The organism is Nocardia sp. NPDC058519, assembly GCF_042719755.1.
Taxonomy (GTDB): Bacteria; Actinomycetota; Actinomycetes; order Mycobacteriales; family Mycobacteriaceae; genus Nocardia.
Map to the genome: position 1 here is coordinate 222109 of NZ_JBHXNK010000004.1, position 18109 is coordinate 240217.

Genomic DNA, 18109 nt, shown 5'->3' on the forward strand with positions numbered 1-18109 from the left:
CGGCACGCACAAACCGCCTGGACTCAGATTGTCCGAGTCAGGATGTGGCGGTACCAGCGGCAGACGCCCAAGGCGAAGCGAAGTTCGAAGGTGTCTGTGTCGACCGCGATGCCGTAGCGGCCGGTGACCTGTTGGATGCGGTATTGGACGGTGTTGCGGTGGACGTCGAGGACGCGGGCGGTGCGTGAGTAGCTGGCGCCTTCGGCGAGGAACACGTCGAGGGTGTTCCTCAGTAGCTCCACCTTGGCACCATCGCCTGCCAGCGGGCCGAGAACGCGGTGGACGAGGCCGGCCAGTTCGTCCGGGTCGTCGGACAACAGCGCGAAGGGTGCGATCGTGTCGTAGTCGATGACCGTGGGTGCGGTCTCCCCGGCCGAAATGACCAGCGACTTCGCTCGTGCCGCACTGCGGGCCGAGCGACGGAACCCGGGCAGCCCGTCGCCGACCGGGCCGAGAGCGACGCGGATCGGCAGGCCGGAGGCCTCGACCTGTTCGGTGAGTTCGCCGAGCACGCACGGCCCCTGGACCGGGAACCAGATACACATGGCGCGGTCCCCGGACGCCGCGACCAATTCGGTGCCACCGGTCCGCATCGCCGTGGACAGCAGCTGTCGTGCCTGCTCGAGCGCGCGCACAGCGTCCGTGCCGGTGACCGTCGACCACACCTCGGCCGCGTGGTGGCGCTGGTCGAGTCGATAGCCGAGCACTTCCTCGGCCGCCGCGACGTCGACATCGTCGTTGTCGAGCAGACGGGCGATCCACTGCTGTCGAGCGGCTTGTCGACGGCTGAGCCAGCGATCCCGTTCCGCCTCGTAGATCCGGCCCATCGACGAATTGAGCCGATCCAGGTAGGTCCCCGCGAATTTGAGCAGCTCCGCGATCCGGGCGGGTTGGTCAGGGCCCGGAACGGCGAGGATCAGCCCGATCGCCGCGTCGAGGACCCGGTACTGCCCCAGCCCGTAGGCGCGCAGCAGAATCGTCAGCGGTACACCGCGCCTGGCCAGGCGCTGGGCGTAGGCGGCAGCACCGGCGGGCGGGCCGACGGTTGCCGGGTCGATACTGTTCGCCAGGACGTACTGCACGGCGGCGATGTTCTCCGCGATGCTGGCGGCCCGCATCTCGGCCAGGTCGGCGGCGACGTCGTTGAGCGGGATCATCTGCTCGGTCACCCGGATGAGGTCGTCGGTGATGGCGTCGACACGAGGACCGAGGGCCTGTCCCACCCACACCAGAGATCCGTACGCTGCCACGGCCGCTTCCATTCGTTGAACAAAAACCGTCGGGATGATTGTGCCATCAGCACAAATTTCTGATCGATTCGGTCTGGGCGTCGGTAAACAAACCGGTCATGTGGTCGTGACAGCGTGACATGTGGTGTCATGGTCGCCGAACGCCCCGATATCGACTCCTTCTTGCTTGTTCGACACTGGTCCGCCCCGGTAGGCCGAATCCGACAGGGTTCGTGGGTCATCGCAGAGCTGTGGGCCGGACAGATGAAGGATGTTGTACTCGAATGCGTGAAGTGCGCACCTCTCCACGTGAAGCTCGTCGTGCGCCGCGCGGTCGAGGCAACCGGAAGTCGAGTACTCCTCTCTTCACCCAGCTGCTGACCGCCGCGGTCGACACCGCGGGCGATGCCGTCGCCGTGTCCTACTCGCCCGTCGACGGTGAACGCCGCGAACTCACCTACACCCAGCTCGACGAGTACTCGTCGCGGCTGGCCAGAGACCTGCTCGAACGCGGGATCGGCCCCGGCGATGTCGTCGCGCTCGGATTCACCCGTTCGATCGAATCGGTGGCGGCGGTGTGGGCCGTGGCCAAGACCGGTGCCGCGTACGTCCCCGTCGATCCGGCGCTGCCCGCGGAGCGGATCGCCTACCTCCTCGAAGACTCCGGCACGATTCTCGGACTCACCTGCACGGCCCATCGGGACGCACTCGGCGAATCCGTCGAGTGGCTCGATATCGATGCCACGGCCCACCGCGACCGCATCGCGGCGCACCCCGCCCACCCGATCTCCTACCTCGACCGGGTCCGCCCGCTGACCGATCAGCACCCGGCCTATGTCATCTATACCTCGGGTTCGACGGGCCGACCCAAAGGTGTCGTCGTCACCCACACCGGTCTGGGCGCCCTGGTCGCGGCCGCCAGGGAACGCTATTCGGTCGACGGCGGCGACCGCGTCCTGCACGTGTGCTCCCCGAACTTCGACGTCTCGGTACTCGAGCTGCTGCTGACGTTCAATTCCGGTGCCACGCTGATTGTTTCACCGTCGACGGTCTTCGGCGGCCCCGAACTCGCCGAGTTGCTCCGCCGCGAACGGGTGACCCACATGCTGATCACCCCGGCGGCGCTGGAATCTGTCGACGCGCACGACCTCGAATCGCTGCGGGTGGTAGTCGTAGCGGGTGACGCGTTCGGCCCGACCCTCGTCGACCGCTGGGCCGTGAACCGTGCCTTCTTCAACGGCTACGGCCCGACCGAGGCCACCATCCTCGCCACCGGCACGACAGAACTACTGCCGGGCCGGCTCATCACGATCGGTTCGGCCTTCGCCGGAGTCGGTGCGACAGTGCTGGATTCGCGCCTGCGCCCGGTCCCCGCGGGCGTGGCCGGTGAGCTGTATCTGTCCGGTCCCGCGCTGGCCCAGTGCTACCAGGGCAGGCCCGCTCTCACCGCCGAACGATTCGTCGCCTCACCCTTCAGCAGTTCCCGCATGTACCGGACCGGCGACCTGGTCCGGCGCACCGTGGACGGCGATTTCGAGTACCTGGGCCGCTCCGATTTCCAGGTGAAGATCCGCGGTTTCCGCGTCGAACTCGGCGAGATCGACGCCGCCCTGACCGCCCACCCCGACATCGAGTACGCGGTCACCCTCGGCACGAAAGCCGACTCGGGCGCGACCGTGCTGGTGTCGTATGTGCTCCCACGGCACGGCATGTCGATCGATACCGACGAAGTTGCCCGCTTCGTCGGCACGTCACTGCCCGGCCACATGGTGCCGACGGTCCTGATGACCCTCGACGAGATCCCGTTGACCCCCAACGGCAAACTCGACCGAAATGCTCTGCCCGCCCCGGTTTTCGGAGCGGTCGGTTCCCGAGCGCCCGAGGGTCCGGTCGAAACCGCTATCGCCGAACTGTTCGCTCAGATCCTCGGTCTGGAGCAGATCGGTGCCGAGGATTCGTTCTTCGCCGCAGGCGGCGACAGTATCCTGTCCATCCAGCTCGTGTCGCGAGCACGCGCTGCCGGCATTTCCTTCACCCCGCAGGCGGTGTTCGAGCACCGGACCGTCGCCGGGTTGGCGCGGGTGGCGGTGCTGGGTGCCGAGTCCGCGCCCACCTTGACCGAACTGCCCGGCGGTGGTGTCGGTGAGATGCCGTTGACGCCGGTGCTGGCCGCTTCACTGGCCGGTGGGCGTGTGTTCAGCCGCTTCACCCAGCAGATGGTCCTGGCCCTGCCTGCAGGTATCGATCGAAAAGCCCTGGTGGACACCCTCACCGTGGTGCTCGACCACCACGACATGCTGCGTGCCGGTCTGCGACAGGTCGAGGGCACGTGGGAGCTGCACGCACTGCCGCCGGGTGCGGTGGATGTGAACGACCTGCTCATCCGCGTCGATGTCCCGGCAGGCACCGACCGGCTCGACGACATCGCCGACAGCGCGATGGATACCGTGCTCGCGTCGCTCGATCCGCAGGCGTACCGGATGATCGGCTTCGCCTGGCTCGCCCGCGAGGACGGCCCGGACGGGCTGATCGTCGCGGCGAACCACGCGGCGATCGACGGCGTGTCGTGGCGAATCCTGTTGTCGGACTTGGTCGCCGCGTGGGCCCAGTTCGGTCAACGGGTCGTCTTGCCGCCGGTCGGCACGTCGTTCCGGCGATGGGCGCACGGCCTGACCGACGCGGTGACGAGCAGGCGCGAGGAACTGGACCACTGGCAGCAGACCTTGTCGGTGCCCGACCCGCTGCTGGGCGATCGTCCGCTCGGCCCCATCGATACCGCGTCCACGGTGCGATCCATCAGCGTCGAGGTGCCCGACGACGTCACCCAGGCGGTCCTGACCGACCTGCCGACGATGTACCGCGCGGGCGCTGAGGACGGCCTGCTCGCCGCCTTGGCGATGGCCGTGCGCACGTGGCGGGCCCGACGTGATGTCGACGCACCCGCGACACGAGTCCGTCTGGAAGGTCACGGCCGCGAACAATCGACGGTCGACGGTGCCGATCTGACCCGCACGGTCGGCTGGTTCACCAGCATGTATCCGGTCGCGCTGGATCTGAGCGGGGTCGACCACGAAGCCGCCTGGCACGGTGGCGATGCCACGGCCGCCGTGGTGAAGGTGATCAAGGAACAGCTCCGCGCGGTGCCGCACAAGGGCATCGGTTTCGGCATGTTGCGCCATCTGGACCCCGAATCCGCCGCGCTGCTCGATGGCTCCCTCGGCCAGGTCGGCTTCAACTACCTGGGACGCGTTTCCGCGGGCGATATGGCCGATGCCGACCACAGCTGGCTACCCACCGCCGACTGGGGCGAGCCCGTCGCGGAACAGGACCCCGCCCTGCCCGCTGCCGCCGTCATCGACATCAACGCCCTCGCCACCGGCACCGGCCTGCGACTGCGCGCGTCGTTCTCCTATGCCTCCGGGATCATCGACGAGGAGTCGGTGCGCGAACTGGCCGACTGCTGGACGGCGGCCTTGTCGATCCTCGCCGACCACCTTCGTGATCCTGCAGCGGGCGGCCTCACCCCCGCCGACGTGCCGCTGGTCCAGGTTACCCAGACAGAACTCGATACCTGGCATCGCGAACGCCCGCGCCTGACCGATGTGCTGCCGTTGGCACCTTTGCAGCTCGGTCTGATGTTCCTCGCGCAGGTGTCTCCGGCCGACCCCTATATGGTCCAGCTCGCGGTGGAGCTGACCGGCGAGGTCGACACCGACCGCCTACGCCGAGCAGCCCAAGCGGTCCTCGACCGCCACGCGATCCTCCGCACGGCCTTCGGCTCGTCGGCAGCGGGGACTCCGGTCGGTTTCGTGGCCGAGGGTGTCACGGTGCCGTGGCGGATCGTCGACACCGACGGAGCCGACGCCGACGAGTTCCTGGCCGCCGAAGCGCGGATCGGTTTCGAACTGTCCGTAGCGCCGCTGCTGCGTTTCACCCTGTACCGCCGCGCCGACGGCATGCACCTGGTGTTGACCGCGCACCACCTGCTCGTCGACGGCTGGTCGATGCCGCTGCTGATGCGCGAACTGCTCCTCTGCTACGCCACCGACGGCGCCCCCGCAGTGCTCCCACGCGTGCGCCCCTACCGTGACTACCTCGCCTGGCTCGCAGACCAGGACCGCTCCGCCGCCTTGCGGAATTGGCGCGAGGCACTGTCCGGACACGAACCGAGCCTGCTCACCGCCGCGGTCACGGCGCCGAACGAGACGACCGACGGGCACGGCATGTGCACCGTCGAGCTGTCACCGGCCGAGGCCGAGGAATTGGCGGTCTGCGCCGCGGCCAACGACGTCACCGTCAACACCCTGTTCCAGGCGGCGTGGGGTGTGGTGCTGGCCGGTGCGTTCGGCCGCGGCGATGTCGTGTTCGGCGCGGTGGTCTCGGGCCGCCCACCGCAGCTGGACGGCGTCGACGGCATGGTCGGACTCTTCGCCAACACCATCCCCGTCCGAGTCCACTTCGACAAGTCCGAACCACTGCGAAACATGTTGTCGCAGCTACAGTCCGAACAAATCGCCTTGCTGGACGGTCATCACCTCGGCCTCGCCGAGATCCAGCGGGCCGCAGGCGCGGGCGAGCTGTTCGACACGCTGATGGCCTACGAGTCCTACCCCGTCGACACCGAGGGAATGCGGCGCGCACACGGCTCTATCGACAGCCTCGAAATCGTCGATGTCCGAGCAGCCAACGCCACGCACTATCCGGTGGCCGTCGGTGTCGAGGTGGGCGACGGGATCCGCGTCGGTATGCAGTACCGCCTGGACCTGATCGACAGCGGCATCGCGCAAGCCCTCGCACACCGCCTGCGCGCCACCCTCGACGCCTTCGTCCGGACGCCGGACCACACCGCCGCACAGCTCCTGGACGAACTCGATCGATCCGACGACCCGATCACGGAGTCGACCTACTGGCGTTCCGTCCTCGCCGATCTCCCCGAGGACCTGAACCTCCCCACCGATCGCGCCCGCCCCGCAACTCCCGTAGCAACCGACGCGCGCACCTCCTTCGAGATCCCCGCGGATCTCCATCAACGAATGCACGACTTCGCCCTGTCCCACGAAACAACCGTGTTCAGCCTCGTGCACACGACCTTCGCGGTGCTCCTCGCCCGACTGTCCGGCACCGAAGACATCGCGATCGACACCCCCTGCCCGCAGTCCCCGGATGCCCGGCTGGTGTTACGACTACCGGTGCGCGGCGCCACTCCTGTCGACGAGCTGCTGGCCTCGGCGACCACGGTTGCCCGGCGGGCATTCGCGCGAAGCGGGTCGCCGGACGCACAGGACGGGCATTCCCGTGTACGGGCGATGCTGGTGTCGGACGATCGCTCGGACGTGGATGCGGTCGATCGGGATCTCGTGCTGTCCCTGCGCGCGCCGAGTACCGCGCACCACGCCGCCAACGGCGAAGGTGCCATCGCCGCCGAGTTCGTTTACGCCAGTGCTCTTTTCGACCCGGCGACAATCGCGGTGTTCGCGCAACGACTGGTTCGTCTGCTGGCAGCGGCGATCGAGCACCCCTGTTTCCCTGTCGGGGACCTCACGCTGCTCAGTGCCGAGGAGCGAGCGGCACTGAGCGAGTGGGACGCCGATCCTGAAGGCGCCACCGCACTGTTCCCGGAGTTGGTCTCGCGCGGATCAGCCCTCGGTCCGGATCGGGTCGCCGTCCGGTACATGGACCGCTCGATCACATACGGCGAGCTGAACGAGCAGACCGCCCGACTGGCCCGCGAGCTCATCGCCCGTGGTGTCGGGCCCGAAGTCGCTGTCGCCGTTGCCCTTCCCCGGTCCTTCGACATGGTCGCCGCCGCACTGGCCATCGCCGCGGCAGGTGGCGTGTACGTGCCGATGGACCCGCGCAATCCCGCCCAGCGTCTCCAGCACCTGGTCACCGACTCGGGTGCGAAGCTCGGCATCACCGCCGCCGCGCACTTCGATGACCTGCCCGACGACCTGACCTGGCTGACCCTCGACGACCTCGACCGAGCCGTCACTGCGCACGAGACGACACCGATCACCGACGCGGACCGCCTAGCACCCCTGCGTGTCGACCACCCTGCCTACATCATCTACACCTCGGGTTCCTCGGGTCTGCCCAAGGGCGTCACGGTGACCCACGCCGGCCTGGCCCCCTTGGTCGACGAAGCCGTCCACCGCTACCACCTCGAGTCCGACCACCGCTTCCTGCACATCTGCGCCCCCTGGTTCGATCCTTCCGTCCTCGAATGGCTGTGCGCCTTCGCCACGGGAGCGACGCTGGTCGTCGTACCGTCCGATATCGCGGGTGGTGTCGAACTCGCGGAGCTGCTGGCCGCCGAGTCCGTCACCCACGCCATCATCACCCCCGCCGTCCTCTGCACCGTCGACCCGGCCGGGCTGGACTCGCTGGAATCGTTGTCTGTCGGCGGTGACGTGACCACCCCGGAACTGCTCGCGAAATGGCAGCCCGGTCGCCGCTACCTCAACGGGTACGGTCCCACCGAGACCACGATCATCTCGTCCTACGCCGAACTCACTGCCGGACAACCCATCTCGATCGGCAGCCCGGTGCATGGCACGCACGCGATGATCCTGGACGCCCGCCTGAACCCGGTCCCGCCGGGCGTCACCGGTGAGCTGTATCTGACCGGTCGCGCGTTGGCACGCGGCTACCGCAATCAGCCGACGACGACCTCGGCCCGATTCGTCCCGGACCCGTGGGGTGCGCCCGGCACCCGCATGTACCGCACGGGCGACCTGGTGCGCCTTCGCATCACCGGCGACATCGACTATCTCGGCCGCGCGGACACCCAGTTGAAGGTGCGCGGTTTCCGGATCGAACCGGGTGAGATCGATGCCGTGCTCGTCAGCCACCCCGATGTCGAGTTCGCGGTGACCGTGGGCAGGCAGACCCCGGCGGGATCGACAACGCTGGTGTCCTACGTGCTCGCGGCGCAGGATCATTCGGCCGACCCCCAGGCGCTCACCGAGTACGCGACAGACCGTCTGGCCGCGCATGCGGTGCCGTCCGCGATCGTGGTTCTCGACGAGCTGCCCCTGACGTCCAACGGCAAACTCGACCGCAATGCCCTGCCAGAACCGGCCATCGCGACGGAGCCCGCCGCCGCGCCGACAGGCACGATGCAAACCCTCCTGGCCGAGCTGTTCGCCCGCGTCCTCGGCGTGCCCCAGGTCGGTGTGCACGATTCGTTCTTCGCGATCGGCGGCGACAGCATCCTGTCGATCCAGCTGGTCTCGCTGGCCCGCACGGCAGGCATCGTCTTCAGCACCCGTGACGTGTTCGAACACCGCACCGTGGCAAAGCTGTCCGATATCGCCGCCCTCGACAGCCCGAACGCGCCCGTGCTGGCAGAACTGCCCGGCGGCGGCATCGGCGAGGTCGCGTTGACGCCGGTCCTGGCCGACTTCCTGACCACCGGTTCGAGTGACCGCTTCGCCCAGACCATGGTCCTGGCACTACCCGAGAACATCGACCGTGCGGGCCTGAAGACAACCATCGCCGCGGTCCTGCGCCACCACGACATGCTGCGCTCGCGCCTGCGACGCGACGGCGACGATTGGCGATTGGAGGTCCTGCCGCCCCACGCGATCGATGTGGACTCGCTGATCACCGAGATCGACGCTGGTGCCCGAATGGCAAGCGCGGCAACGGACTCGTCGTTCGAAGCCGAAACATCACTCGCTTCCAGCGACACGGCGATCGCAGATACGCTGACGCGAATCGGCAGCGCCGCAATGGATTCGGCGCTCTCCGCGCTGGATCCTGCCGAAGCCCGGATGATCGCCTTCACCTGGATCCGCAGGAACGGCGCACGCGATGTCCTCGCGGTCGCAGCCCACCACTACGTCATCGACGGCGTCTCCTGGCGAATCCTGCTACCCGACCTCGTTGTGGCGTGGGCCCAGCACGCGGCAGGTCAACAGATCACCTTGCCGCCGGTCGGCACCTCGTTCCGCCGTTGGGCGCACGGCCTCGCCACCGCCGACCGCACCGCCGAACTCGACCACTGGCAACAGGTCCTGTCCACCCCCGACCCGTTGCTCGGCGCCCGCGCGGTCGACAATCGCTTCGACACCGAGGCGACGATGCGGTCGATCACGGTGCAGATTCCGGCCGAGATCACCGAACCCCTGCTCACAACCCTGCCCGCGCAGTACCGGGCAGGCGCCGACCACCCACTGCTCGCCGCGCTGGCCTTGGCCGTGCGCGTCTGGCGTGCGCGTCGCGGTATCGACTCTCCCACGCTGCGACTGCGACTCGAAGGCCACGGCCGTAAGGAGGACGCCGTCCCCGGTGCGGACCTGACCCGCACCGTCGGCTGGTTCACCACCGTCTACCCCGTCGCCCTCGATCTCAGCGCCGTCACGCCCGCGAACTTCGACGACGAAGCCCTCGCCGCAACGGTCCGCACCGTCAAAGAGCAGCTCCTGGCTGTGCCCGACAACGGCTTCGGCTTCGGCCTGCTGCGCGTCGACCCGCAAACCCGAAACCTGGTGTCCGGCAACATCGGCCAGATCGGTTTCAACTACCTGGGCCGCGCGACCACCGCAGCCCAGCCCACCGACGACGCCGCATGGCTGCCCACCGCCGATCTCGGCGATATCGAGGTCGACTACGACCCCGCCCTGCCCGCGCACACCGCCCTCGACATCAACGCGATCGCCGTCACCACCGACACCGGTCTGCGACTGCGGGCGAATTTCCGCTACGCCACCGGCATCCTCACCGAGTCCGAGGTCGAGGAACTGGCCGAGGACTGGACGAGCTGGCTCACCGCCCTCGCCGACCACACCCTCCACCCGTCCGCCGGCGGGCTCACCCCCTCCGACGTTGCGCTGGTACAGGTTTCGCAAACCGACCTCGACACCTGGCGCCGAACCCATCCGGGCCTGTCGGATGTGCTGCCGCTGTCGCCGTTGCAGCATTCGCTGCTCGCCCTGGGCGACATGCTGGACGAGTCGGTCCACGCCTACGTCATCCAGCTCATGGCCGAACTGACCGGCGAGCTCGACACCGACCGGCTACGCCACGCGGCCGCGACCGTGCTGAACCGGCACGCCAACCTGCGCTCGGCCTTCGTCACCGCACCCGATGGCACCCCGGTCCAGCTCGTCGCCGATGCCGTCGAAGCGCCGTTCCGGATCGTCGAAGCCACCGATGCCGAGCTGCCCGCCCTGCTCGCCGCCGATCAGCGAGCCGGCTTCGACCCCGCGATCGCGCCGCTGCTGCGATTCACGGTGTACACCACCGGTTCCGGGCGCAGCCACCTCGTCCTGACCGGCCATCACATCCTCCTCGACGGCTGGTCCATGCCGCTGCTGATGAAGGAACTGCTCGTCCTCTACGCCACCCACGGCGACGCGACCCCGCTACCGCCGGTGCGCCCCTACCACGACTACCTCGAATGGCTCACCCGCCAGGACCGCCCCGCCGCCGAGCGCGCGTGGTCGGAGGTCCTCGACGGGGTGCGCACCACCATGATCGCCCCCGAGCTGACCTGGCCGCCCGCGACCGGCAACGGCTACGGCCTGTGCGAGTTCGAACTCGACGCCGCGCGCACCTCGGAACTGACCGGCTTCGCCGCGGCCGCCGAGGTCACCGCGAACACTCTGTTCCAAACGGCTTGGGGCCTGGTGGTCGCCGCGAGCACCGCGCGCGACGATGTCGTGTTCGGCGCCACCGTCTCCGGCCGCCCGCCGCAGCTCGACGGCGTCGGCGACATGATCGGCCTGTTCGTCGACGCGGTCCCGGTGCGCGTGCGCATCGATCCCGCCGGCAACGTCGGTGACCTGATCCGCGCCGTCCAGGCCGAACAGGCCACCCTGCTCGACCACCACCACCTCGGCCTCGGCGCGATCCAGCGCGTCGCGGGACTCGGCGAACTCTTCGACACCATGCTCGCTTTCGAGTCCTACCCCGTCGACGTCGAAGGCCTCCAACAGGCAGGCGGAGCGCTCGACAACCTGAGCATCGACGACCTGCAGGGCGCCGACCACACCCACTACCCGATCACGGTCCTGGTCTTCCTCGGCGCCCGCACCCAGGTACAGATCAAGTACCGCCGCGACCTCGTCTCCGATGCCGTCGCGCAGGCGATCACCGACCGGCTCCGCACCGCCATCGACCACCTCATCGCGACGCCGAACACCCCCGCGACCACCATCGCCGAACAACTCGGCGCCGACCCCACCGACCCGATCACGCGTTCCCGGTTCTGGCGCCGAACCCTGGCCGACCTGCCCACCCGGTTGACCCTGCCCACAGACCACCCACTCGCCCGGCCCACCCAACGCGACCGTTGGCCCGCGAACTCACTCACACAGGGCCGCCCGGCCGATCGCCGCGAGAACGCCCGGACTCATCCGCAGGATCGCACCCAGGTGGCGATCCCTGCGACGGTGCACCGCGATCTGCGCCAACTCGCCGACACCGCGAACGTGAGCCGGCAGTCACTGATCCGCACGGCCTTGGCCGTGCTGCTCGCACGACTCACCGCTTCCGACGACATCGTGATCAGAACCGGCGCTCCTGATCTGTTGCTACGCACCGCCATCGATCCCACAGCGCCGTTCCTCGATCTGCTCACCCAGGCACACGAGGCCGAGTCCCGAGCGCTGGCACATGCCGGCATCCCGCTCGCGGACTTCGCCGACCTGCTCGGCGTCGAGCCCCGTTCGCTGGGACAGGTGTCGCTGACGATCCGCTCCGGCGCCGGCTCATCGGCGGGTGCGGACAGTCAACTGCCCGACGGCAACGCCGAGACAGCCGGTGAGCTCGCCGTGACGGTGGTCGAGTCCGAGTCGAGCATGACGATCGAGATGTCTTTCGCCCGAACCCTTTTCGATGACCACGAGGCCGGTACCTTCGTCCGGCGCCTGGTCCGGCTGCTCACCGCCATCGCCGCCCAACCGCGCACCCCGGCGGGCGACCTCCCTCTCTCCGATCACGCCGAGTACACCTTCCTCACCCACATCGGCGACGGCACAATCTCCTCGGCTACGTGCACCCTGCCCGAGCTGCTTGTGCGTGGCACCGGTTACGGCCAGCGTCGAATCGCCGTGCGCGACAACTCGAACAGCTACACCTACGGCACCCTCGACGCCGACTCCTCACGCCTGGCCCGAGTCCTCATCGCCGAGGGGATCGGCCCGGAAACAGTTGTTGCCTCCGCCATCCCGCGCTCCTACGAGTCGATCCTGGTCTTCTGGGCCGTCGCCAAAGCCGGTGGCGTGTACCTCCCGGTCGATCCGAACTACCCCGAAGACCGTGTGCGTCACATGCTCGACGACTCGGGCGCGACAATCGGCCTCACCGTCGCGGCCAGGGCGAACGGACTTCCCGAATCCCTGCGCTGGTTGATCCTCGACGAGCCGACCGTGCGGGGCCGCATCGCCGCCTGTTCGTCGACCCCGGTGCGTGATCGCGACCGCCGAGCGCCCTTGCGCCGCGACAACATCGCCTACGTGATCTACACCTCCGGCTCCACCGGCACACCCAAGGGCGTCTCGGTCACCCATGCGGGGCTGGGTGCCCTCGTCGCCCACTCGGCAGCCCTGATGCGTCTGCGCCACGACCACCGCATGCTGCACGTCTGCTCACCCAGCTTCGACCAGTCGATCGAGGAACTCGGCACCGCCTTCCACCGCGGCGCCACCCTGGTCATCGCACCACCGGACACCCTGGGCGGCACCGACCTCGACGACCTGCTGCGCACCGAACAGGTGACGCACACGATCATCACCCCCGCCCTGCTGAGCACCCTGGATCCGACCGCCCTACCCGAACTCCAGTGTGTGTCGGCAGGCGGCGAAGCCACCACTGCCGAACTCCTGGCCGCCTGGCAACCCGGCCGCAGCTTCCTCAACGGCTACGGCCCCACCGAGGCGACCATCGGCGCGACCTACTCGGCGTTGCGTGCCGGAGACCGCGTCACCGTCGGCCGCCCCGTACCGGGCATGCGAGCGGTCGTCCTCGACGCCCGCCTGCACCCGGTACCGGTGGGTGCCACCGGTGAGCTGTACCTGGCGGGTCCCGCACTCGCACGCGGGTACCGCGGCCGCAGCGCCGCCACTGCCGACCGTTTCGTCGCCTGCCCGTGGGCCGGACCCGGCGAACGCATGTACCGCACCGGCGACCTCGTCCGCTGGGTGCACGGCGATACCTATGAGCTGGAGTACCTGGGCCGCACCGACTTCCAGATCAAGATCCGCGGTTTCCGTATCGAACCCGGCGAGATCGATGCCGTCCTGCTGCGGCACCCGCAGGTGAGTTTCGCCCTCACCGTCGGCGCCGAGAATCCCGCGGGTGACACCGCGCTGGTCTCGTATGTGACGGGCCGCGATATCGATCCCGGCGCCGTCGTGCGGTGGTCGTCATCGATGCTGCCCGCGCACATGGTCCCGGCAGCCGTGGTCGTTCTGGACCGTATCCCGTTGTCGGCCGCCGGAAAGATCGATCGAAACGCCCTGCCCGCACCGGAATTCGCGACGCGCACCTACCGCGAGCCCGCGACCGGGCTGGAACGGACGGTCGCCGAGGTGTTCGCCGAGGTGCTCGGTGCCGAACGCGTCGGCGCCGACGACAACTTCTTCGACCTGGGCGGCAACTCGCTGCTCGCCACCCGCCTGACCGCACGCCTGGGCGCGGCCGTCGACATCCGGGTGCCGGTGCGTGTGCTGTTCGCCGCACCCACCGTCGCCGAATGCGCGCACGAGATCGCCGGATTGACCCGCGCGGCCCACCGCCCCGCCTTGCAGGCGCGGCCGCGACCGGCCCACATCCCCCTCTCACCCGCCCAGCAGCGAATGTGGTTCCTCAACCGCTTCGACACCGGGACCGCCGCTTACAACATCCCGGTCGTGCTCCGCCTGACCGGCGCGCTCGACACCACCGCGATGCGGCAGGCATTCACCGATCTCGTCGCACGCCACGAGATCCTGCGCACGATCTATCCGACCGTCGACCACGCCCCGGCCCAGATCGTCTTGCCGATCGACCACCCGGACGTGCCACGCCTCCAGGTCACCACGATCGCCCGGGGCGACAGCGCGGCATCCGATGACACCGGCGGCGAAGACGTGACAACCACAGTGGCAGAACTGGTTTCGACAGTCTTCGACGTCACCGCCGAGGTCCCGCTGCGCGCCACCCTGTTCGAACTCGGCCCCGACGACTACGTCCTGGCAATGGCGGTCCACCACATCGCGGGCGACGGCTTCTCCGGTGGCCCCCTCACCCGCGACCTCGTCCTCGCCTACACCGCACGCGCGCGCGGAAATGCCCCCACCTGGGCACCGCTGCCCGTGCAGTACGCCGACTACGCGATCTGGCAGCAAACCCTGCTCGGCGACGAAGCCGATCCCACCTCGATGTCGGCTGCCCAGCTCACCTATTGGCAGCAAGCCCTGGCAGACCTGCCCGACCAGCTCGAACTACCCCGCGACCGGCCACGACCCGCGATCCAGTCCTATGCGGGCGGCCGAGTGCCGTTCACTCTCGACACCGCCACGCACGCCGCTCTCGCCGAACTGTCCCGCACCCACGGCGCGACCCTGTTCATGGCCGTGCACACCGCCCTCGCGGTGGTGCTCGCCGAGCTGTCGGGCACCACCGACATCGCCATCGGCACCCCCGTCGCGGGCCGCGGCGACGCGGTCCTCGACGACCTGATCGGCATGTTCGTCAACACCCTGGTCTTCCGCACCCGGGTCGACGCCGGTGCGAGCTTCGCGCAACAGCTGACCCGCCAACGCGAAACCGACCTGGCCGCCTTCGCCAACGCCGACATCCCGTTCGAACGGCTCGTGGAAGTGCTCAACCCGGCCCGCTCCACCGCCCGCCACCCCCTGTTCCAGGTCGGTCTGTCGTTCCAGAACCTGGCCGAGGTGCGGATGGACCTGCCCGACATGAGCGTGTCGTCGGTCGAGCTCGACCGTGAGCTGTCCCAATTCGACCTGCACCTGATCCTGGCCGACCGCTACACCGCCGAGGGTTCACCCGCCGGCATCTCCGGCTACTGCACCTACGCCACCGACCTGTTCGACGCGGCCACAGTAGAGGGCTTCCTCGCCCGGCTCACCCGCCTCATCACCGCGGTGGTCACCGACCCCGGCGCACCGCTGCACACCATCGACCTGCTCGCCCCCGCCGAACGAGCCCAGATCCTCGACACCTGGAATCACACCGCGCGACAAGCGGATCCGAACACCACCCTCGTCTCGATGCTCGATGCCACCGTGTCCCGTGCCCCGGATGCCATAGCCCTCGTCGCTGACGACGTTCGTGTGACCTACGCCGACCTCGATGCCCGAGTGAACCGCCTGGCGCGCTACCTCATCGCGGCAGGCGTGTGCCCGGAAACCCGGGTGGCACTCGCGATGCGGCGATCGATCGACCTGGTCGTCGCGATGTACGCGGTCAGCACGGCAGGCGGCGCTTACGTCCCGATCGATCCCGACCAACCACAGGCACGCACCCAGTACATCTTGGACACAGCGGCGCCACTGTTGATCCTCACCAGCGCCGACACCTGGCTCGGCGCTACGGATTCGCCCGTCAACTGCAGTAGCGGAGACGACCGCACCACCGCAGCATCCAGTGATCTCGGCAGTAACCCTGCGATGGCAACAAGCTCCGCCGCACGCAACAGCGCTGGCTCCGACACCGTGACGGCGACCCCAGTTCTTGCTGTCGAGCAGATGGACCTGTCGACATACAGCCCTGCCCCGGTCGCCGACCGAGACCGCCGTGCACCCTTGCGTCCGGCGAATACCGCCTACGTGATCTTCACATCGGGTTCGACGGGCCGGCCGAAGGGTGTGGCAGTCTCGCACTCCGCGATCGTCAACCAGTTGCGCTGGAGGGCAAACGAATTCGGGCTCACCGCCGCCGATTCCGTAATCCTGAAGACCCCCGCGACGTTCGACGTGTCGGTCTGGGAATTCTGGTCTCCGGCGGTCTGCGGCGGTCGACTGGTCATCGCCGCACCCGACGGCCACCGCGACCCGGCCTACCTCACCGAGCTGATGCGCCGCGAAGAAGTGACCACCCTGCACGTGGTGCCCTCGATGCTCGACGCCCTGCTGATCGAGGGACTGCCACCGTCGTTGCGTCGTGTCATGGCACTCGGCGAAGCCCTCCCGGTCGCCTTGACCCGCCGTTTCGAAGCCGCAGCCCCGAACATCGCCTTGTTCAACGTCTACGGCCCCACCGAGGCCGCGGTCTCGATCACCAACCACCGGGTGAGCCCCACAGACACGACCACTGTCCCGATCGGCACACCGGTCTGGAACAGTCAGGTCTACGTGTTGGACGCCCGACTGCGACCGGTCCCCGCAGGGGTTCCCGGCGAGCTGTACCTGGCAGGCGTCCAACTCGCTACCGGCTACCTCGCCCGCCCCGAACTCACCGCCGAACGCTTCGTCGCCAGCCCGTTCCATCCTGGCACCCGTATGTACCGCACCGGTGACCTCGCCGTATGGAACGGCAACGGTGAAGTCGAATACCGCGGCCGCACCGACTTCCAGCTGAAGATCCGCGGTTTCCGCATCGAACTCGAGGAAATCGATGCCGTCCTTGCCGTACATCCCGACGTCAGCTTCGCCGTCACTGTCGGCCGCGAGAACCAGGCGGGGGCAACAGTATTGGTGGCCTACGTGGTCGCCGAGCACGGTCACGAGGTCAGCGTGGACAACGTCGGCTACGTGGCCGCCCAAGCCCTGCCCGCCTATATGGTCCCCACCACGATCATGGTCCTCGACGAACTCCCGCTGACCAGTTCCGGCAAACTCGACCGGGCCGCGCTGCCCGCCCCCGAACTCGCGACCCGCACCTACCGCGCTCCGGACACGGCCATCGAACAGACGGTCTGCGACATCTTCGCCGACATCCTGCGCCTGGACCGCGTCGGATTGGACGACCACTTCTTCGAACTCGGCGGCACCTCCCTGAGCGCCACCCGCCTGTCCACCCAGCTCGGCGCCGCGACGGCCGCCACCATTCCGGTCACCTGGATCTTCACCACGCCCACCCCAGCGGGCATCGTCGCGGCGTTGCGCGTCGAAGGCACCGACAGTGCGGGCTCCGACGCCGCCTTCGACGTCCTGCTGCCCTTGCGCACCGAGGGCACCAGCGAGCCCCTGTTCTGTATTCACCCCATCAGCGGCATCGCCTGGTCCTTCAGCGGCCTCGCCGCCCACCTCGACCGCCCGCTCTACGGACTCCAATCACCCGCGTTGAGTTCAACTGAGCCACTTCCGGATTCGATCGAGGAATGGGCTCTGCTCTACCTCAAGGAAATCCGCGCCGTGCAAGCCGAAGGCCCGTACCACCTGCTCGGCTGGTCCCTCGGCGGCGTCATCGCCCACGCCATGGCGGTTCAGCTACAGGAAGACGGCGAGGAAGTCGCGGTGCTGGCCATGCTGGACAGCACCCTGTCGTCGGCATCGACGGCCGTCGCGACCACCGTGACCGCTGCCGACCTGCTCGGCGGGTTCGCCGGCGTCGACGAGGTGAACCTCGCCGAACCGGTCGACGTGCACCAACTCGCCCGAACCCTGTTCGAACTCTCCGCCCCGCAAGCGACACTCGACCCCGCCCGCATCGACCGAATCGTCGACGCGGCGATCACCTCGGTCGCCCTCGACGCCGCCTATCGCCCCCGCCGTTTCGACGGCACCATCACCTATTTCACCGCGGCCCAAGATGATCCGACCGGGACCACCGGTGCGTCGTCCTGGGACGAGGCGGTGACCGGCGCTGTCGACAACCATCCCGTGGACGCGACCCACTGGCGAATGACCGAGGACCGCGCCCTCGCCGTCATCGCCGACACCCTACGGGGTGAGTGACCCAGATCACTCTTGCGGTTGACCTTGGGTCAA

General features: G+C 68.5%; 2 protein-coding genes. One reads left to right on the forward strand and one right to left on the reverse strand.

Features of this window, described 5'->3' with window-relative positions:
- Positions 1 to 23: 23 nt before the first annotated feature.
- Entirely contained in the window at positions 24 to 1250 is a 1227-nt protein-coding gene (locus ACFWPK_RS07145; protein WP_378913673.1) for a PucR family transcriptional regulator, read from the reverse strand.
- 263 nt (positions 1251 to 1513) lie between these two features.
- Here ACFWPK_RS07145 and ACFWPK_RS07150 point away from each other — a divergent pair, with 263 nt between their 5' ends.
- A complete protein-coding gene (locus ACFWPK_RS07150; protein WP_378913674.1) occupies positions 1514 to 18076 on the forward strand; it encodes an amino acid adenylation domain-containing protein in 16563 nt (5520 codons plus the stop codon).
- The last annotated feature ends 33 nt before the right edge of the window (positions 18077 to 18109 follow it).